The organism is Microbacterium sp. BH-3-3-3 (assembly GCF_007679045.1).
GTDB classification, from domain to species: domain Bacteria; phylum Actinomycetota; class Actinomycetes; order Actinomycetales; family Microbacteriaceae; genus Microbacterium; species Microbacterium algihabitans.
The window spans coordinates 914,173-932,847 of record NZ_VEFS01000001.1; the positions used below are offsets into that span (position 1 = coordinate 914,173).

The 18,675-nt window shown below is 70.2% G+C and carries 15 protein-coding genes; 6 read left to right on the forward strand and 9 right to left on the reverse strand.

Features of this window, described 5'->3' with window-relative positions; genetic code table 11:
* Window positions 1-10: 10 nt before the first annotated feature.
* From FS769_RS04315 to pxpA, 5 genes are all read right to left on the reverse strand, one after another.
* Entirely contained in the window at window positions 11-610 is a 600-nt protein-coding gene (locus tag FS769_RS04315; RefSeq protein WP_144829811.1) for a hypothetical protein, read from the reverse strand.
* Between the two features lie 255 nt (window positions 611-865).
* Window positions 866-4,741, reverse strand: a complete 3,876-nt coding sequence (gene rpoC / locus FS769_RS04320; RefSeq protein ID WP_144829814.1) for a DNA-directed RNA polymerase subunit beta' — start codon at window positions 4,739-4,741, stop codon at window positions 866-868.
* Between the two features lie 56 nt (window positions 4,742-4,797).
* Complete coding sequence (locus FS769_RS04325; protein WP_144829817.1) at window positions 4,798-8,295, reverse strand: DNA-directed RNA polymerase subunit beta; 3,498 nt, start codon at window positions 8,293-8,295, stop codon at window positions 4,798-4,800.
* Between the two features lie 273 nt (window positions 8,296-8,568).
* The gene (locus FS769_RS04330; RefSeq protein WP_260979691.1) at window positions 8,569-10,107 is read right to left on the reverse strand and encodes an urea amidolyase family protein; all 1,539 of its coding nucleotides are present in this window, start codon (window positions 10,105-10,107) and stop codon (window positions 8,569-8,571) included.
* On the reverse strand, window positions 10,101-10,853 hold the full coding sequence (gene pxpA / locus FS769_RS04335; RefSeq protein WP_144829820.1) for a 5-oxoprolinase subunit PxpA: 753 nt from the start codon (window positions 10,851-10,853) through the stop codon (window positions 10,101-10,103). Before pxpA ends, FS769_RS04330 begins: the two co-directional genes overlap by 7 nt.
* A gap of 69 nt (window positions 10,854-10,922) precedes the next feature.
* On the opposite strand from pxpA, the gene FS769_RS04340 reads away from it, so the two are divergent.
* The 3 genes from FS769_RS04340 (at window position 10,923) to FS769_RS04350 (ending at window position 12,907) form a co-directional block, all read left to right on the forward strand.
* The gene (locus tag FS769_RS04340) at window positions 10,923-11,789 is read left to right on the forward strand and encodes a spermidine synthase (protein ID WP_144829823.1); all 867 of its coding nucleotides are present in this window, start codon (window positions 10,923-10,925) and stop codon (window positions 11,787-11,789) included.
* Window positions 11,790-11,860: 71 nt separating this feature from the next.
* Complete coding sequence (locus FS769_RS04345; RefSeq protein ID WP_144829826.1) at window positions 11,861-12,388, forward strand: tetratricopeptide repeat protein; 528 nt, start codon at window positions 11,861-11,863, stop codon at window positions 12,386-12,388.
* 30 nt (window positions 12,389-12,418) lie between these two features.
* Window positions 12,419-12,907 carry a SprT-like domain-containing protein gene (locus FS769_RS04350; protein ID WP_144829829.1) on the forward strand — a complete coding sequence of 163 codons (489 nt, stop codon included), beginning with the start codon at window positions 12,419-12,421 and terminating at the stop codon, window positions 12,905-12,907.
* Window positions 12,908-12,932: 25 nt separating this feature from the next.
* Here FS769_RS04350 and FS769_RS04355 read toward each other — a convergent pair whose 3' ends face one another.
* Entirely contained in the window at window positions 12,933-13,556 is a 624-nt protein-coding gene (locus FS769_RS04355; RefSeq protein ID WP_144829832.1) for a 2-phosphosulfolactate phosphatase, read from the reverse strand.
* An 83-nt stretch (window positions 13,557-13,639) separates the two neighbouring features.
* On the opposite strand from FS769_RS04355, the gene FS769_RS04360 reads away from it, so the two are divergent.
* Both FS769_RS04360 and FS769_RS04365 read left to right on the forward strand, forming a co-directional pair.
* Entirely contained in the window at window positions 13,640-14,161 is a 522-nt protein-coding gene (locus FS769_RS04360) for a hypothetical protein (RefSeq protein ID WP_144829835.1), read from the forward strand.
* A gap of 92 nt (window positions 14,162-14,253) precedes the next feature.
* Window positions 14,254-14,670 (forward strand): GNAT family N-acetyltransferase, encoded by a 417-nt coding sequence (locus tag FS769_RS04365; protein ID WP_260979692.1) that lies wholly within the window; start codon window positions 14,254-14,256, stop codon window positions 14,668-14,670.
* A gap of 13 nt (window positions 14,671-14,683) precedes the next feature.
* Here the strand turns inward: FS769_RS04365 and FS769_RS04370 are convergent, their stop codons facing one another.
* The 3 genes from FS769_RS04370 to FS769_RS04380 form a co-directional block, all read right to left on the reverse strand.
* Window positions 14,684-15,334 (reverse strand): response regulator transcription factor, encoded by a 651-nt coding sequence (locus tag FS769_RS04370; RefSeq protein ID WP_144829840.1) that lies wholly within the window; start codon window positions 15,332-15,334, stop codon window positions 14,684-14,686.
* A 79-nt stretch (window positions 15,335-15,413) separates the two neighbouring features.
* The gene (locus FS769_RS04375; RefSeq protein ID WP_144829843.1) at window positions 15,414-16,583 is read right to left on the reverse strand and encodes a sensor histidine kinase; all 1,170 of its coding nucleotides are present in this window, start codon (window positions 16,581-16,583) and stop codon (window positions 15,414-15,416) included.
* Between the two features lie 72 nt (window positions 16,584-16,655).
* On the reverse strand, window positions 16,656-17,144 hold the full coding sequence (locus FS769_RS04380; protein WP_186325417.1) for an Lrp/AsnC family transcriptional regulator: 489 nt from the start codon (window positions 17,142-17,144) through the stop codon (window positions 16,656-16,658).
* 108 nt (window positions 17,145-17,252) lie between these two features.
* On the opposite strand from FS769_RS04380, the gene FS769_RS04385 reads away from it, so the two are divergent.
* Complete coding sequence (locus FS769_RS04385; protein ID WP_144829846.1) at window positions 17,253-18,662, forward strand: DUF6421 family protein; 1,410 nt, start codon at window positions 17,253-17,255, stop codon at window positions 18,660-18,662.
* The last annotated feature ends 13 nt before the right edge of the window (window positions 18,663-18,675 follow it).

The following is an 18,675-nucleotide window of genomic DNA, read 5'->3' on the forward strand; positions in this document are numbered from 1 at the left end:
GCGGGACTCCTCACTCGCCGAAGAAGGCGTGCGACGCCACGATCGCGGCGTAGTCCGGGGGCTGCCAGTCGACCAGGGTCGACGACACCCATCGGTCGGCGCGCAGGTCGTGGATCTCGACCACCCCGCCCGCCTCGCGTTCGCAGTGGACGGTGTCGGCTTCCGTCGTGCACGCGAAGCCCTGACCGGCCAGCGTCGCCTGCACGGCCGCGGACCCCTGCGCGGACACCGTGGAGACCGTCGTCTCGAGGGAGCGATCCCCCTCTCCGCGCCAGTGACACGTGACGACCACCGTGGCTCCGGCGGCCGCGACGGCCTCCGGCGTCGAGGCGGCGGCCGTGTGCCGCTGCGAGAGCAGGGCACCCGGCGACCACACGAGCGACGACCAGAGCGGCTGGGAGTAGAGGTGCCGGCAATCCGAGGCCGGGGTCGGGGGCGTCTCCGCCGTGTCGGACGAGACCGTCGATGCGGCGCGCAGGGTCTCACCGACGAAATCGACCGCGACCGGCACGCCGGGCATCGCGAGCACGACGAGGCCGCCGACGGCGGCTGCGCACAACAACCCCGCCGGCCAGGCCAGCCACAGGCTGCGTCCACCGATCCGGGCCATGCGTTCCTCCGCATCCACGGTAGGCGCACCACCCCGCGGGAGCGGGTCCCCGACACGCCGCGACCCCGCCCCGACACGCCGTCGACACCGCCCTGACACGACGAAGGCCCCCGGCGCGAGCCGGGGGCCTTCGGGGTGATCAGGATGCCGCGTCGAGGACGCGGCATCCCTGAATCAGTTGTCTTCGCGACTTCGTCGCTCGGCAACTTCAATCGGCTCGGTCGAGCGAGCGAGCTCGCTCTCCTCTCGCCTCGATCAGTTGTACGTGCCGGGCGTGAAGTCGTCCGTCGAGAAGCTGTCGAAGTCGACGTAGCTCAGGTCGGCGTCGCTGTACGCGCCGTCCGAGGCGAAGATGCGGTTGGGGTACCGCTCGCTCTTGGCCTCTTCCGTCGCCTCGACCGTGACGTTGCGGTACTTCGCAAGTCCGGTTCCGGCGGGGATGAGCTTTCCGATGATGACGTTCTCCTTGAGGCCGACCAGCGGGTCGCTCTTGCCCTCCATGGCCGCCTGCGTCAGGACGCGGGTGGTCTCCTGGAACGACGCGGCCGACAGCCACGACTCGGTCGCGAGCGACGCCTTGGTGATACCCATCAGCTCGGGACGACCCGACGCGGGGCGCTTGCCCTCGCCGACCGTCTCGCGGTTGATGGTCTGGTAGCGCTTGAAGTCCACCAGCTCACCGGGCAGCAGGTCGGTGTCGCCGTGGTCGACGACGGTGACCTTGCGGAGCATCTGTCGGACGATGACCTCGATGTGCTTGTCGTGGATCGGCACACCCTGCGAGCGGTACACGCCCTGGACGCCGTTGACGAGGTACTTCTGCACCTCGCGGGCACCCTGCACGCGCATGACCTCCTTGGGGTCGAGCGTTCCGACCAGGATCGGCTCGCCGACCGAGACGTGCTGGCCGTCCTCGACCAGGAGCGTCGCGCGCTTCAGGACGGGGTAGACCACGGGCTCGTCGCCGTTGTCGGGCGTGAGGATGACCTTCTTGGCCTTGTCGGTCTCGTCGATCGTGATGCGGCCGTCGGCCTCGGCGATCGGCGACGCACCCTTGGGGGTACGGGCCTCGAACAGCTCCTGCACACGGGGAAGACCCTGCGTGATGTCATCCGCCGACGCCGAACCACCGGTGTGGAAGGTACGCATCGTCAGCTGGGTACCGGGCTCACCGATCGACTGGGCGGCGATGATGCCGACGGCCTCGCCGATGTCGACGATCTTGCCGGTGGCCAGCGAACGGCCGTAGCACTTCGCGCAGACACCCACGGCCGAGTCGCAGGTCAGCACGGAGCGGACCTTGATCGACTCCACGCCACCCTCGACCAGCTTGTTGATGAGCACGTCACCCACGTCGTCGCCGGCCTCGGCCAGCACGGTGCCCTGCGCGTCGACGACCGCCGTGGCGAGCGTGCGAGCGAACACCGAGTTCTCGACGTTGGCGTCCTTGACCAGCGAACCGGTCGAGTCGGCGGCGGCGATCGGGAGCTCGAGGCCCTTCGACGTGCCGCAGTCCTCTTCGCGGATGATGACGTCCTGCGAGACGTCGACGAGACGACGCGTCAGGTACCCCGAGTCGGCCGTACGGAGGGCCGTGTCGGCCAGACCCTTACGGGCACCGTGCGTCGCGATGAAGTACTCGGCGACCGACAGACCCTCGCGGTACGAGGAGATGATCGGACGCGGGATGATCTCACCCTTGGGGTTGTTCACCAGGCCTCGCATACCCGCGATGTTGCGGATCTGCAGCCAGTTACCACGGGCGCCCGACGAGACCATGCGGTTGATGGTGTTGTCGGCGGGGAAGTTGTCCCGCATCGCCTTCTGGACCTCGTCGGTGGCCTCGGTCCAGATCTTGATGAGCTCCTGACGACGCTCGGCGTCGGTGGTGAGACCCTTCTCGTACTGGCCCTGGACCTTCGCGGCCTGCTTCTCGTAGCCCGCGACGATCTCTGCCTTGTTCGGCGGGGTGAGGATGTCGCTCAGCGCCACCGTGACACCCGAACGGGTGGCCCAGTAGAAGCCGGCGTCCTTGATGCGGTCGAGCGAAGCAGCGACCTCCACCTTCGGGTACTCCTCGGCGAGCTTGTTGACGATCTGCGACAGCTTGCCCTTGTCGGCCTGCTCGCGGACGAACGGGTAGCCCTTGGGGAGCGTGTCGTTGAAGATCGCCTGTCCGAGCGACGCGTCGACCAGACCGTGCTTCTCGTAGCCCTCGGGCGCCTGGCCCTCGAGGAACGTGAGGCCGGGGATGCGGATGCGCGCCTTGGCCTGCAGGTCGAGGGTGCCCTCGTCCTTGGCCAGGATCGCCTCGCCCACCGAACCGAACGCACGGCCTTCGCCCTTCGCACCCTCCTTGAGGGTGGTCAGGTGGTGCAGACCGATGATCATGTCCTGCGAGGGCAGGGTCACCGGACGACCGTCCGACGGCTTGAGGATGTTGTTCGAGGCGAGCATCAGCACGCGCGCCTCGGCCTGGGCCTCGACCGACAGCGGAAGGTGGACGGCCATCTGGTCACCGTCGAAGTCGGCGTTGAACGCCGCGCACACGAGCGGGTGCAGCTGGATCGCCTTGCCCTCGACGAGCTGGGGCTCGAACGCCTGGATGCCGAGACGGTGCAGGGTGGGTGCACGGTTCAGCAGCACGGGGCGCTCGCGGATGATCTCCTCGAGCACGTCCCAGACCTCGGGACGGTAGCGCTCGACGGCGCGCTTGGCGGCCTTGATGTTCTGCGAGTGACCGAGGTCGATCAGGCGCTTGATCACGAAGGGCTTGAACAGTTCGAGAGCCATCTGCTTGGGCAGACCGCACTGGTGGAGCTTGAGCTGGGGTCCGACGATGATGACGGAACGGCCCGAGTAGTCCACGCGCTTTCCGAGCAGGTTCTGGCGGAAGCGACCCTGCTTTCCCTTGAGCATGTCGCTCAGGGACTTCAAGGCGCGGTTGCCGGTACCGGTGACGGGGCGACCACGGCGACCGTTGTCGAACAGTGCGTCGACGGCCTCCTGCAGCATGCGCTTCTCGTTGTTGACGATGATCTCGGGGGCACCGAGGTCGATCAGGCGACGAAGGCGGTTGTTGCGGTTGATCACGCGACGGTAGAGGTCGTTCAGGTCGGAGGTGGCGAAACGGCCACCGTCGAGCTGGACCATCGGACGAAGCTCCGGCGGGATGACCGGGACGACGTCGAGCACCATCGAGGCCGGGCTCATGCCGGTCTGCAGGAACGAGTTGACGACCTTCAGGCGCTTGATCGCGCGGATCTTGCGCTGACCCTTGCCCTCGGAGATCTGCAGGTGCAGGTTGTCGGCCTCGGCCTGCAGGTCGAAGGCCTCGAGACGACGCTTGATCGACTCCGCGCCCATGTGGGCCTCGAAGTACTGACCGAAGCGGTCCTGGAGCTCGTGGAAGACGTCGTCTTCGGGCTTCAGGGCGCCCACCTCGAGCGTGCGGAAGTCCTCCCACACGCGCTCGAGCTTGGCGATCTGCTCGTCGGCGTTCTTGCGGGCCGCCGTCATGTCCTTCTCGGCGGCGTCCTTGACCTTCTTCTTCTGGTCGGCCTTGGCACCCTCGGCCTCGAGAGCCGCGAGCTCCTCCTCCAGCTTGGCCATGCGCGCCGCGATGCGGGCGTCACGACGGTCGCCGAGCGTCTTGAGCTCGAGACGGATGTTGTTCTCCTGCGTCGCCAGGTCGCGGTGACGAGCATCCTCGTCGACCGAGATGACCATGTAGGCGGCGAAGTAGATGACCTTCTCGAGGTCCTTCGGCGCCATGTCGAGCAGGTAGCCGAGGCGCGAGGGCACGCCCTTGAAGTACCAGATGTGCGTGACGGGCGCGGCGAGCTCGATGTGGCCCATACGCTCGCGACGGACCGAGCTCTTGGTGACCTCGACGCCGCAGCGCTCGCAGACGATGCCCTTGAAGCGGACGCGCTTGTACTTTCCGCAGGCACACTCCCAGTCGCGGGAGGGTCCGAAGATCTGCTCGCCGAAGAGGCCGTCCTTCTCGGGCTTCAGCGTGCGGTAGTTGATCGTCTCGGGCTTCTTGACCTCACCGAAGGACCAACGACGGATGTCGTCGGCGGTGGCCAGACCGATACGGATCTGATCGAAAGTGGTTGATTCGAGCACTGGTTCTCCTGTGTCGGAATTCTCTGAAATCTGAGCTGGGTCGCTGAGCTGGAAGCTCAGATCTCGTCGATCGACGAGGACTCGAAGCGGCTGGAGATGTTGATGCCGAGCTCTTCCGCAGCGCGGAAGGCGTCGTCATCCGTGTCGCGCAGGTTGACAGCCGTGCCGTCGGCCGAGAGGACCTCGACGTTCAGGCAGAGCGACTGCATCTCCTTCATGAGCACCTTGAAGGACTCGGGGATGCCGGGCTCCTGGATGTTCTCGCCCTTGACGATGGCCTCGTACACCTTGACGCGGCCGAGGATGTCGTCGGACTTGATCGTGAGGAGCTCCTGCAGCGCGTACGCGGCACCGTAGGCCTCGAGCGCCCACACTTCCATCTCACCGAAGCGCTGACCACCGAACTGCGCCTTACCACCGAGCGGCTGCTGGGTGATCATCGAGTACGGGCCCGTCGAACGCGCGTGGATCTTGTCGTCGACGAGGTGGTGCAGCTTCAGGATGTACATGTAGCCGACCGAGATGGGCGCCGGGAACGGCTCGCCGGAGCGACCGTCGAACAGCAGCGTCTTACCCGTGGAGTCGACCAGGCGGTCGCCGTCGCGGTTCGGGATCGTCGAGTCGAGCAGACCCGCGATCTCGGCCTCGAACGCACCGTCGAACACCGGGGTGGCGACCTTCGTGCCGGGAGCCGCCTCGCGGGCGACCTCGGGCAGCTGGGCGGCCCACTCGGGCGTGCCCTCGACCTTCCAACCCTGCTGGGCGATCCAGCCGAGGTGGAGCTCGAGGACCTGGCCGAAGTTCATTCGACCCGGGATGCCGAGCGGGTTGAGGATGATGTCGACCGGCGTGCCGTCGGACAGGAAGGGCATGTCCTCGATCGGGAGGATCTTGGCGATGACACCCTTGTTGCCGTGGCGGCCGGCGAGCTTGTCGCCCTCGGTGATCTTGCGCTTCTGGGCGATGTAGACCACGACGCGGCGGTTGACGCCCGAGCCGAGCTCGTCGTCACCGTCTTCGGCGTTGAACTCCTTGACGGCGATGATCGTGCCCTGCTCGCCGTGGGGCACCTTCAGCGAGGTGTCACGGACTTCGCGGCTCTTCTCGTTGAAGATCGCGCGGAGCAGGCGCTCCTCGGCGCTCAGCTCGGTCTCGCCCTTGGGCGTGACCTTGCCGACGAGGATGTCGCCGGGACGCACCTCGGCACCGATGCGGATGATGCCGCGGTCGTCGAGGTCCTTCAGCAGGTCGGGGCTGACGTTGGGGAGGTCACGGGTGATCTCCTCCTTGCCGAGCTTGGTGTCGCGCGCGTCGACCTCGTACTCCTCGATGTGGATCGACGACAGCGTGTCGTCCTTCACGAGGTCCTGGCTGAGGATGATCGCGTCCTCGAAGTTGTGGCCTTCCCAGGTCATGAACGCCACGAGGAGGTTCTTGCCGAGGGCGAGCTCGCCGTTCTCGGTCGCAGGACCGTCGGCGATGACCTCGCCGGCCTCGATGCGCTCGCCGGCCGAGACGACCACGCGCTGGTTGTACGACGTGCCCTGGTTGGAACGGTCGAACTTGCGCAGGAAGTAGTCCTGCGTGCCGCCCTCGTCGAGCTGGATGGTCACGACGTCGGCCGAGACCTCCAGGACCACACCGGCCTTGTCGGCGGTGACCACGTCACCGGCGTCGATGGCTGCGAAGCCCTCCATACCGGTACCCACGACGGGCGACTCGCTGCGCACGAGCGGCACGGCCTGGCGCTGCATGTTCGCACCCATGAGGGCGCGGTTGGCGTCGTCGTGCTCGAGGAACGGGATGAGCGAGGTCGCCACCGACACCATCTGGCGCGGCGAGACGTCCATGTAGCCGATCTCGTCGTTCGGGAAGAGGTCGACCTCGCCACCCTGGCCACGACGGGCGAGGATGCGGTCCTCGACGAAGTGTCCGTCGGCCTGGAGGGCGACACCGGCCTGGGCGACGATGTGGTCGCTCTCTTCGCTGGCGGTGAGGTAGTCGATCTGGTCGGTCACCCGGCCGTCGACGACGCGACGGTACGGGGTCTCGATGAAACCGAAGGCGTTGATGCGGGCGAACGAGGCCAGCGAGCCGATCAGACCGATGTTCGGGCCTTCAGGGGTCTCGATGGGGCACATGCGGCCGTAGTGCGACGGGTGGACGTCGCGGACCTCGACGCCGGCGCGCTCACGCGACAGACCGCCGGGGCCCAGGGCCGACAGGCGGCGCTTGTGGGTCAGACCCGCGAGCGGGTTGTTCTGGTCCATGAACTGCGACAGCTGCGAGGTTCCGAAGAACTCCTTGATCGCGGCGACGACGGGGCGCACGTTGATCAGGGTCTGCGGCGTGATCGCCTCGATGTCCTGCGTGGTCATGCGCTCGCGGACGACGCGCTCCATGCGCGACAGACCGGTGCGGACCTGGTTCTGGATGAGCTCGCCGACGGCGCGGATGCGACGGTTGCCGAAGTTGTCGATGTCGTCGGTGTCGAGACGGATCTCGGCGGCCTGGCCACCGCGGACGCCGTCGAACGTGACGTCACCGCGGTGCAGGCGCACGAGGTACTTGATCGTGGCGACGATGTCGTCGACGGTCAGCACCGAGTCGCTCAGCGGCTTGTCGAGACCGAGCTTCTGGTTGATCTTGTAGCGACCCACCTTGGCCAGGTCGTAGCGCTTGGAGTTGAAGTAGAAGTTGTCCAGCAGCGCACGGGCGGCCTCGGCGGCGACCTGCTCGCCCGGACGGAGCTTGCGGTAGATGTCGCGGAGGGCGTCTTCCTTCGTGAGGATCGTGTCCTTGGACAGCGTCTCTTCGATGGAGTCGAAGCCGGCGAACTCGGCGAGGATGTCTTCGCTGGTCAGGCCGAGGGCCTTGAGGAAGACGGTGACCGACTGCTTGCGCTTGCGGTCGATGCGCACGCCGACCTGGTCGCGCTTGTCGATCTCGAACTCGAGCCAGGCTCCGCGCGAGGGGATGACGCGCGCCGACACGATGTCCTTGTCGGAGGTCTTGTCGGGCGTCTTGTCGAAGTAGACACCGGGCGACCGCACGAGCTGCGACACGACGACACGCTCGGTGCCGTTGATGATGAACGTTCCCTTGTCGGTCTGGAGCGGGAAGTCGCCCATGAAGACCGTCTGGGTCTTGATCTCACCGGTCTGGTGGTTCATGAACTCGGCCTCGACGTACAGCGGGGCGGCGTAGGTCTTGCCGCGCTCCTTGCACTCTTCGATCGAGTACTTCTCGGGCTCGAGGTACGGGTTCGTGAACGAGAGCTGCATCGTCTCGCTCAGGTCTTCGATGGGAGAGATCTCCTCGAAGATCTCCTCGAGTCCGCTGATCTCGGGGACGTCGGTGCGTCCCTGTTCCTGGGCCTCGGCGACGCGCGCCTTCCAGGCTTCGTTACCGACGAGCCAGTCGAACGACTCGGTCTGCAGTGCGAGCAGATCGGGAACGGTCAGCTTGTCGGAGATCTTCGCGAACGAGAGGCGGGATGCTCCGCGTCCGCTCTTGGGGGTGGTGGTGGTGGATGCGTTGCTCGCAGCAGCCAAGGGAATAACCTCCAGAAGCCCGGGCGAGGGGCTCGTGATTCCTTGTCGTCAGGTGGAGTGCGTTCCTGCCCCGATAACCTGCTCGCCGCACACCGCGATGAAGCGGGGACGGGCAGGCTCAGCCGACCACCATATGAGGGCAGGGGGAATCGAGGAGCGCAAAGTCCAAGCATACGCGGGAGGACTCGCCGTGTCCAGTCCAATTCTTGACGCGTCTGCGGACCTGCGGTATAACCGCGTGCGCCCGTCCGGCATTCCCCTCGCGGGCACCATTCAGCCGCGCCGGAATCGCACCCGATCGCCCGGCCGCACCTGCGCGAGCGCGTCGAGCGCGGCATCCGGAACCACCCCGATCACGGGGTAGCCGCCGGTCACGGGACCGTCGGCCAGCAGGATCACCGGGCGCCCGTGCGGGGGGACCTGGATCGCCCCGGGGCGCATGCCCTCGCTGGGCAGCTCCTCGTGGCGCACGCGCGCGAGGGCGGGGCCGTCGAGGCGGATGCCGATGCGGTCGAGGTCGGGCGAGACGGTCCAGGTCGTCTCGATCACGGCGTCGACGGCGGCGGGGGCGAACCACTCCGCCCGGGGTCCGCGCCCGAGCCCCACCTCGAGCACCGACGGCGGCACCGACCAGGGGAACCCGTCGATCGCGGGGATCTCGCCGACCGCGGCTCCGCTGTGCACGACGGCGTCCGCCTGCAGCGGCGCGGGGCCGAGACCGGCGAGCACATCGGTCGCACGGGAGCCGAGGGCGGTGGGCGCGTCGACTCCCCCGCGGATCGCGAGGTACAGCCGCAGGCCCGCGCGGGCGGGCGCGATCGACAGCTCGGCGCCGGCGGGCAGCAGCAGGGGCGCGTAGGCGTCGGCGGCGCGGCCGTCGACGGAGACGTCGGCGAGCGCACCCGTCACGGCGACCCAGGTGTCGACCTCGGCCCGTGCGCGGAAGCCGCCGAGGGTGATCTCGATGCCCGCGGCCGACTCGGCGTTGCCGACGAGGCGGTTCGCGATGCGCAGCGCTGCCCGGTCGAGGGCGCCGGAGCGTGCCACCCCGAGGGACGCGCGGCCGGGGCGCCCGAGGTCCTGCACGGTGGCGAGCGGGCCGGGCGCGAGGATGCGCAGGGCGGGGGTCGCCTGCCGGGCGGACACCGGGGGTGGCGCAAGGACCCGGCCGGTGTCTCCCTTGACCCGCACCCGCACCCGCGCGGGCACGAATCGCACGCGGGCTCGGGGCGGCAGCAACACGGGCTCGGCGGCATCCGGATCGAACAGCACCGCGTCGGTCGAGGCGATCAGCCGCCACCCTCCCGGGGTGTCGCGCGGATACGCACCGGTGAAGGAGCCCGCGAGGCCGACGGCTCCCGCGGGGACCCGCGTGCGCGGCCGGGCGAGACGCGGCACGTCGAAGGGCCAGTCCGGGCTCACGAGGTAGGCGAAGCCGGGTGCGAAGCCGGTGAACGCCACCGTCCACTCCGCGGCGCGGTGGCGGGCGACGAGGTCGTCGGGGCGGATGCCGAGGAGCTCGGCGGTGTCCGCCAGGTCGACGCCGTCGTAGCGCACGGGCACCTCGACACGGGGCCCGGGGGGCGCGGCATCCGGAACCGCCGTCTCGGCCGCGCGCACCCAGGCGCCCACGACCGCCGCGGAGGTGCGGCGCGGGTCGAAGGACACCAGCACCGTGCGGGCGGCCGGCACGAGATCGTCGACGCCGGGGAGAGGATCCGCGGCGAGCGCCGCGTGCAGACGCGTGACGGCCGCGAGGTCGGCCACCTCGGCGAGCACGGCGCGCTCCCCCATCGGCCGCAGGATCACCACGGGGCGCGCACCTCGACACCGGCGTCGTCGAGGGCCGAGCGCACGGCCCGCGCCATCGCCACCGCGGCGGGGGTGTCGCCGTGCAGGCAGAGCGACGCGGCGCGCACCTCGAGCGTCGTCCCCTCCACCGTCTCGACGAGGCCGTCGCGCACGAGGCTCACAGCGCGTTCCGCCACGACCGCGGGATCGTCGACCAACGCCCCCGGTTCGTCGCGCGGGACGAGGCCCCCGACACGGGTGTAGCCGCGGTCGAGGAAGCCCTCGTGCACGAAGGGAAGGTCCGCGGATGCCGCGGCCCCGGCGATCGCACCGGGCATGCCCAGCACGGGCAGGGCGCGGCCGAGCCGCGCGGAGAGGTCGGCGACGGCGGCGACGACGGCCTCCGCCTGCCGGTGGTCGACGGTGACCGCGTGATAGAGGGCGCCGTGCGGCTTGACGTAGCGGAGGTCCGCCCCGGCGGCGGCGAGAGCGGAGAGCTGGCGGGAGACCCCCGCGCGCAGATCCGCGGGGTCGGGGTCGCGGCGGATCCGACCGAAGTTCGCGCGATCGTCGTACGACGGGTGGGCCCCCACGGCGACGCCGAAGCGCGCGGCCCGCTCGACCGACGCCCGCATCGACGCGGCATCTCCCGCGTGCCCGCCGCACGCGACGTTCGCGCTCGAGATGACGGCGAACATCGCCTCGTCGTCGGCCGTGGGCACGCCGTCGACGGTCTCGCCGAGGTCGGCGTTCAGGTCCACCCGCATGCCGCCACGGTACCGGCGGGCGGCCCGACGCGGGCGGGCGCGGGGCGGGCCGCGGGTTAGCGTTGACGCATGGCACGGATGCGCGTGGAACCCGACGATGCTCCGACGGCGCGCCTGTCGGACGGATCCCTCGCACGCGTCACGCCCTCGGGCTTCGTCTCGGGCTTCGAACTGGTGGTCGACGGCACGCCGCAGTCGCACGTCGACCTCGACGATCCCACGCACCTGCACTTCGAGTACGTGGCGCGCATGGGTGCCGTCATCGACAGACTCCGGATGCCGGGGCAACCCCTCACCGCCGTGCACCTGGGTGCGGGGGCGCTGACCCTGCCGCGGTACGTCGAGGCCACGCGGCCCGGATCGCGCCAGCAGGTCATCGAGCTCGAGCCGGCGCTCTGGGACCTCGTGCGGGAGAACCTCCCCCTCCCCCGCGGCGCCGCCGTGCGCGTGCGCATCGGCGACGCCCGCGCGGGCGTCTCGCGGTTGCCCGCCGGGCTCACCGGCGCGGTCGACCTCCTCGTGAGCGACGTCTACTCCGGCGCGCAGACGCCGGCCCACCTGACGACCGTGGAGTTCTACCGCGACGCCGCGCGACTGCTCGCCCCCGACGGGGTGCTGCTGGTCAACGTGTCGGACGGGCCCGGCCTCGCCTTCGCCCGTCGACAGGTCGCGACGGTGCGCGCCGTCCTGCCCGAGGTGATCGTGCTCGCCGAGGTGCAGGTGCTCAAGGGGCGCCGCTTCGGCAACCTCGTGGTGGCCGCCTCCGCCGCGGCGCTCCCCGTCGAGTGGCTCCCCCGGCTCATGGCCGCCGGCCCCCACCCCGCGAAGGTCGCACAGGGCGCCGAGATCGACGAGTTCATCCGCGACGCCCGACCGGCCACCGACGCCGACGCGACGCCGTCGCCCAAGCCCTCGGCATCCATCTTCGAGAGGTGACCGCGTGGCGCGCCCGCCCGCGGGGCGCGGGCATCGCAGACTGGAACCCTGCCTGACCGAGAGGAGCGACGGTGAGCTTTATCCACGGGTACGACCCCGACACGTTGCGTGAGATCACCGACTCTCGTGAGTGCGCGGACCGTCTCGAGGAGATCGGTTCGCAGCGCAGTCTGCACGCGCTGCTCGAGCGCGTGTGGTTGCTGAAAGTGCTGGACCGCTTCGACGAGGCCCTCGACATCTCCGAGCAGTCCGTGCGCGTCGCCCGCATGGCCGGCACCCGTCGCGACCTGCTGCGCGCGCGCATCCTGCACGCCACGATCATGCAGTGCCGCGGCGCCTACGCCGCCGCCGAGCAGGAGCTCACCATGTGCGCCGAAGAGGCCGAGGGCCAGGGCTGGGCGAGCATCGCCGCCTTCGCGCTGCAGCACCGCGGCAAGGTGCACTACGACGAGGGCGATTACGAAGGCGCCCGCCGCGACTTCAAGCAGGCACTCTTCCTGCGCCAGAACTCCGGCGCGACCGACAAGCAGCTCGAATCGACCCTGCTCGCGATCGACGCCGCCGACCGTCGCCGCGCTCGCGAGGTCGTCGCGAGTTGAGTGTCGGAGCTTCGGCTTAGTCTTCCGGTCATGTCCGACCTGCAGCGTGTGCGCATCTGGGCCGAGGCGCTGATCGCCCTCCACCTCGATGCGTCGTGGACGTTCGCCTTCGACAACGCCAAGCGCCGCGCGGGGCTGTGCGACTACACCCGCAAGCGCATCAGCGTGTCGCGCTACCTCACCGCCCGCTACGACGACGACACCAACCACCAGACGCTGCTGCACGAGGTGGCGCACGCCCTGGCGGGTCCGGCCGCGGGCCACGGCCCGGGCTGGAAGCGGGTCGCTCTCGACCTCGGTTACGTCGGCGGCACGACGCACGCGGGCGAGACCGCCAACGAGCTCGCCCCGTGGGTGGGCACCTGCCCGGCCGGTCACGTCGCCTATCGGCACCGCCGGGCCACCCGGCCGACCTCGTGCGCGCGCTGCGCCCCGTCGTTCGACCCGCGCTTCGCGCTGACGTGGGAGCACCGCGAGATCAGCACCGCGACGCGTCTGGCGGCGGCGACGCCGCGCTGAGCCGGGTTCTGCGCGGCGTACCTGCTCAGGCGGGGCCGAACACCCCGTCGCGCAGCACGGGGACGACGGATGCCGCGTCGCGGGCCGCCGCGTGCAGCACGCCGTCGCGACCGCCGTCGGCCGCCAGCGCCCGCCCCGTGCCGCTCGCGGTGAGCAGATGCCGCACGGCGCCCCCGAGGGCGCGGAACCCTTCTCCCGCGACCGCGGCATCGGGCGACGCGTGGTCGATGCCGAGGTCGCCGAGCGCCGCGATCACCGCTCCCGCCCCGAGCAGGTCGTCGACCGCGAAGCGGACAGCCTCGTCGCCGTCGGGGTACCCGGCCGCGACGATCGAGATGCTCGTACGCTCTCCGCGCGCTCGCTGCACCGCGAGCACGTGGTCGGCGACCGCGGCGGCATTGCGCAGACCGCCGACGACGACGTGGGCTCCCGCGGCCTCTGCGGCGAGCGCGAGAGCCGCCGCGGGGTCGTCGTCGCCCGCCAGGTCGAGGGCAGCGCCGTGCTCCACCGCCGAGAGGGCGTGGGCGGTCAGGCCGAGGGTCTGCACGACCACGACGACGTGCGCCGGAGCGAGGCGGTCGAAGCTCCGCCGCCCCCAGTCGAAGCGGACCTGGTAGTCGGACTGCGCGTGGGGATCACTGCTCGGCATCCTTCGAGCCTAGAACGCCAGGCTCCGGCTCCGCCGCGTCAAGCCGGGGTCGATACCGACGGTCGTCGTGCAGCATGGGCCGCATGCGCATTCTGCTGAAGTTCGTCGTCGACTGCGACCCGGATGCCGCCTGGCGCGCCCTGCACTCGCCGCGCGCCGTGGCGGAGCTCTACGGTCCCCTGCTCGATGTGGAGGCGCTCGGCACGATGCCCACGTCGTTCGAATCAGGCGACGACGTGCCCGTGCAGATGAGCGTGGCAGGACTCGTGCCGGTCGGACGCCAGCTCATCTCGGTGGCCGATCGGGAGACGCGCGACGGAAACGGCCGGGTGCGCGTGTTCCGCGACTGGGGCGTGCCGCTGACCGGTCCGCTCGCGGCGCTCGACGTGTGGGACCACCAGATGGCGGTGTCTGCGGCTCCGGGCGATCCGTCGAAGACCCTCTGGCGCGAACGGCTGACCATCGGCGGCGCCGCGGCGCCCGCGCTGTGGCCGGGACTGTGGGCGACCTGGCAGTGGCGCGCGACGCGCATCAAGGCCCTCGCCCCGACCTGGGCGCACGACCCGGAGTCCGAGCCCGAGCCCGAGAGCCCCGCCTCGTCATGACCGTGCTGTCGGTGCGCTCCGCGAGGCCCGCCGACGGTCGGCGCATCGCTCAGGTGCACGTGCGGAGCTGGACGGAGGCGCACGCCGGGACCATGCCGCGTTCGCTTTCGGACGCTCTCGATGAGGACCTGTCGGCCTGGCGCTGGGAAGTGCGCCTGGCCGGAGGCACCCCTGCCGGCGCCGAACGACTGGGTGACGCCTGGGTCGCCGACGTCGACGGGCGCGTCGTCGGATTCGCCTCGGCCGGCCCCACCCGCGATCCCGACCTCCCCGCGGACCAGCGCGAGCTCTACGCGCTCTATGTGCTCGCGCAGCACCACGGCACGGGGGTCGGGCCCGTGCTGCTCGAGGCCGCGCTGGGAGGCGAACCCGCAAGCCTGTGGGTGCTCGACGGCAACGACCGTGCCGTCGCGTTCTACCTCAAGCACGGCTTCCGCCCCGACGGTGCCCGTCGCGACGACGACCGCTGGGGAGACCCCCTTCACCAGGTACGCCTCTCGCGCTCCTGACAGGCGGTGCGGCTCAGGCCAACCCGTGCCGATAGGCGAAGACCACGAGCTGCACGCGGTCGCGCAGAGCGAGCTTGGTGAGGATCCGGCTGATGTGGGTCTTCACCGTCGCCTCCGACAAGAACTCGCGCTCCGCGATCTCGGCGTTGCTCAACCCCGCAGCGGCGAGGGCGAAGATCTCGCGCTCGCGCTCGGTGAGCGCGCCGAACGACGCGGGCACGGGCTCGGTCGACCCGGCGTCGGCGATATGGGCGAAGAGCTCCCGCGTGGCCTGGGCCGCGATCACCGCGGACCCGGCGTGCACGGTGCGCACCGCCGACAGGAGGAATTCCGGTTCGGAGTCCTTCAAGAGGAAGCCGCTGGCACCACCCTGGATCGCGCGCGCCGCCGCCTCGTCGAGGTCGAAGGTGGTCAGCACGATCACGCGCGGCGGCTCGGGCTCGCGCAGGATCTCGGCAGTGGCGGTCAGGCCGTCCATCACCGGCATCCGCACGTCCATGAGCACGATGTCGGGCCGCACCTGGCGCACCACCTCGATCGCCTCGCGCCCGTCGGAGGCCTCGCCGACGACCTCGAGGTCGCTCTGCGAGTCGATCACCATGCGGATACCCGCGCGGAACAGGGACTGATCGTCGACGAGGACGATGCGGACGGGGGCGGTCATGACGGCGCCACCTCTCTGGAATCGCGAAGGGGTCGGCATCCACTCTGCCCCGCCGACGCTCGCCGCGTCGACGCCGCGCTCACGCCCGCGCGCCGATCGGCAGGCTCGCCCGCACGGCGAACTCGCCGTACTCCGGCCCGGCCGTGAGCCACCCGCCCACGAGTTGCGCGCGCTCGCGCATGCCGATGAGTCCATGTCCACCCGACGCGACCGGGGCCGTGGAGGGGGTGGATGCCGTGCCCCGGGCGTTGCGCACCGAGACGTCGACGCGGTCGGGCCACCAGCCCAGGTGCACGCGCACCTCTCCCCCGGCACCGTGTCGGAGGGCGTTGGTCAGGGCCTCCTGCATGATCCGGTAGACCGCCAGCTGGATGGCCGCGGGCGGCTCTCCGGGCGGCTGCGGGTCGACGTGCACGTCGAGGGCGAGTCCCGCGGCGCGCATGCGATCGAACAGCGCGTGCAGGTCGGCGAGCGTCGGTTGGGGACCCTCGCCCTGACTGTGGCGGAGCTGAGTGAGCAGGAGACGCACGTCGGTGAGCGCCGCGCGCGCGGTCGACGAGATCGTCGTGAGCGCCTCCGCCGTCGCGGCCGGATCCGACGCCGCGGCGTAGCGCGCCCCGTCGGCCTGCGCGATGACCACCGCGAGCGAGTGAGCCACGACGTCGTGCATGTCGCGGGCGATGCGCACGCGCTCCTGCTCGGCGATGGTCTGCGCCTCGGCCGCGCGCTGGGCCCGACTGGTGTCGGCCGCGCGCATCGCCGTGCGCACGAGCGCGCCCGACACCCACGACAGCATCAGGGCGAATCCGGATGCCAGCAGCAGAGCGACCAGCGCGAACCACTCGTTCGGCGAGGGAAGCGCGGTCATCCCGCGACCCACGAGATACAGCGGCACGATGACCGCTCCCGCGATGCCGGACGCGAAGCCGCTCCAGAACACGCGCCGGGAGCCGTAGGCGGCGGTGGTGTACAGCACCGCGAAGATCGCCACGTCGGTGGGCGAGGGTTCGCGACCGAAGCCCATCTGCAGCAGTGCGCCCGCCCACGCGAGGGAAAGACCCAGCGCCGGGTGGAGGCGTCGGAAGGCGACCGCGCCGGTGAAGGCGAGCGTGACGAACACGGCGCCGGCGATTCCACCGAAGCTCGTGGCGCCCGAGGTCTCGATCGCCAGCGCGATGAGGAAGAACGCCGCGGCGACCGAGAGATCGGTGATCAGCTGCGCGCGGGTGAGAGAGCGGAGGACGAACATCACCGCAACGCTACGCGGGGGCCTCCGACACGGCATCCGCCGCAGGATGTATCCGCGTGTACCTCGCGGGGATCAGGCGGGGAACTCGGCGGGCTCGATGGGCCGCGCCTCGAAGAAGGTCTGCAGCACGACGGTGGTGCGCGTGTTCACCTGGGCGGCGGCGCGGATGTCGCGGATGAGCGCCTCGAGGTCGCGCGGGGTGGGCACGCGGACGAAGAGCATGTACGCCGCCTCACCGGCGATCGAGTGGCACGCCTCGATCGCGCTCAGGTGCGCGAGCAGTTCGGGGGCGTTGTCGGGTTGAGCGGGATCGAGCGGGGTGATCTCGACGAACGCGGCGAGGGGGCGCCCGAGGGCCTCGGCGTCGAGGATCGGCCGGTAACCCTGCACGATCCCCCGGGCCTCGAGGCGCCGCAGCCGCGACTGCACGGCCGAGACCGACAGGCCGACGCGATCGGAGAGATGCGACAGGGTGGCGCGCGCGTCGATCGAGATCTCGCGCACGATCGCGGCATCGACGGAATCCTCCAGTCGCTGTGCGCGGGAGGGTGCCTCGGTCATGCGCTCGACAGTAGCAGTGCGGGAAAACGGCGCTCTGGCGCGTGCCGTAAGTTTTCCGTTAGCATGGCGTTTTGACAGGAATATTTCCACCCTCGATCGGAGGATGCCATGACCATCGCGACGCCCACCCGTGCCGGCCACGAGCTGCTCGACGGACACACCGTCGACACGGTCGAACGGACCCCCGCATGGACGCGGCTGAAGACCGCCGCCACCGCCCTGCAGGCGCTGCAGGCGAAGGACGGCTCGATCGAGGACACCGCTGCCGCCTCCCCCCTCATCGACGAGGTCATCCAGTCCCTCGACGCGCTCGCGCCGCTCTTCCCACACGATGAGGCGTACCTCGCCGCGTCGGTCGTCGACTTCCGCCGCTGGCGCGACGAGGGGCTCGGCGTGCCCGACTTCCTCGACTCCCTCGTGGCGTTCCAGCCCCAGGAGCACCGGGTCGACGGCATCCGCCACCTCGTCGTCTTCCCGATGTACACCCAGAACGGCTCGAGCGACCGCCACGTCGAAGCCCTCATCGTCGAGGCGATCTGGCCCGAGTTCATCGCGCGGCTCGAGACCGAGTACACCAACCGCCTGTTCGTCTCGCTGCGTCTGATCGACTTCACCTCGGGCTACGACACGAACTCGGCCGTGCTCTTCCCCGAGACCGTGGCGATGCGCGAGATCCCGACCTTCACGTGGGGCGCGATCTTCCAGGACCGCGAGGCCGCGCGGTACCGCCGGGTGACCCGCGCCGCCGCCGACATCACCAAGCTCGAGCTGCCCGCCGCCGCCGCCCGCATGCTCGACGACCAGGCGCTCACCGAGCAGACGTTCGTGATGTGGGACCTCATCCACGACCGCACGCACATGCGCGGCGACCTGCCGTTCGACCCGTTCATGATCAAGCAGCGGATGCCGTTCTTCCTCTACTCGCTCGAGGAGCTGCGTTGCGACCTCACCGCGTTCCGCGAGTGCGTCTCGCTGCAGGCGCGCCTGTCCCTTCGACAGGCTGAGGGAGCGGAGCTGGACGCCACCGAGAAGACGATGCTCGAGCACGCCGAGCTCGTGCAGTACGCCGTGATCTTCGATCGCATCTTCCGCTTCGCCATCACCGGCTCGCGCGTGCGCAACTACGACGGCCTCGGCGGACAGCTGCTGTTCGCGTGGCTGCACCAGCACCGCGTGCTGCACTGGACCGACACCTCGCTCGCGTTCGACTGGGACGAGGTGCCCGCCGCGGTCATTGCCCTCGCCGACGCGATCGACGAGCTGTACTGGCGCTCGATCGACCGCCCGAAGGTCGCCCACTGGCTCGCGGCCTACGACCTCGTGCGCGGGGTCGTCACGCCCCACCCCGCCTCGGTGTGGGCGCGCGGACTGTCCGACGAGGTGCTCGCGGGACTGCCGAAGGGGTACACCGACGCGGTGCTCGACGACGAGTTCCCGCTGTCGATGTTCTTCGAAGCGCTCGAGAAGAAGATGCGCCCCGTGATCGCCTCGACCGAGGGCATCCGCGGCACGGACTGACGAAGGGGCCGAC

Excerpts from the sequence above, each read along its gene's own strand:
- FS769_RS04365 (WP_260979692.1), top strand. The coding sequence starts at position 14,254 with ATGCCGCGTTCGCTTTCGGACGCTCTCGATGAGGACCTGTCGGCCTGG.
- FS769_RS04340 (WP_144829823.1), top strand. The coding sequence starts at position 10,923 with ATGGCACGGATGCGCGTGGAACCCGACGATGCTCCGACGGCGCGCCTG.
- pxpA (WP_144829820.1), bottom strand. The coding sequence starts at position 10,853 with ATGCGGGTGGACCTGAACGCCGACCTCGGCGAGACCGTCGACGGCGTG.
- FS769_RS04380 (WP_186325417.1), bottom strand. The coding sequence starts at position 17,144 with ATGACCGAGGCACCCTCCCGCGCACAGCGACTGGAGGATTCCGTCGAT.
- FS769_RS04370 (WP_144829840.1), bottom strand. The coding sequence starts at position 15,334 with ATGACCGCCCCCGTCCGCATCGTCCTCGTCGACGATCAGTCCCTGTTC.
- FS769_RS04350 (WP_144829829.1), top strand. The coding sequence starts at position 12,419 with ATGTCCGACCTGCAGCGTGTGCGCATCTGGGCCGAGGCGCTGATCGCC.
- FS769_RS04360 (WP_144829835.1), top strand. The coding sequence starts at position 13,640 with ATGCGCATTCTGCTGAAGTTCGTCGTCGACTGCGACCCGGATGCCGCC.
- FS769_RS04315 (WP_144829811.1), bottom strand. The coding sequence starts at position 610 with ATGGCCCGGATCGGTGGACGCAGCCTGTGGCTGGCCTGGCCGGCGGGG.
- FS769_RS04385 (WP_144829846.1), top strand. The coding sequence starts at position 17,253 with ATGACCATCGCGACGCCCACCCGTGCCGGCCACGAGCTGCTCGACGGA.
- FS769_RS04375 (WP_144829843.1), bottom strand. The coding sequence starts at position 16,583 with ATGTTCGTCCTCCGCTCTCTCACCCGCGCGCAGCTGATCACCGATCTC.
- FS769_RS04355 (WP_144829832.1), bottom strand. The coding sequence starts at position 13,556 with ATGCCGAGCAGTGATCCCCACGCGCAGTCCGACTACCAGGTCCGCTTC.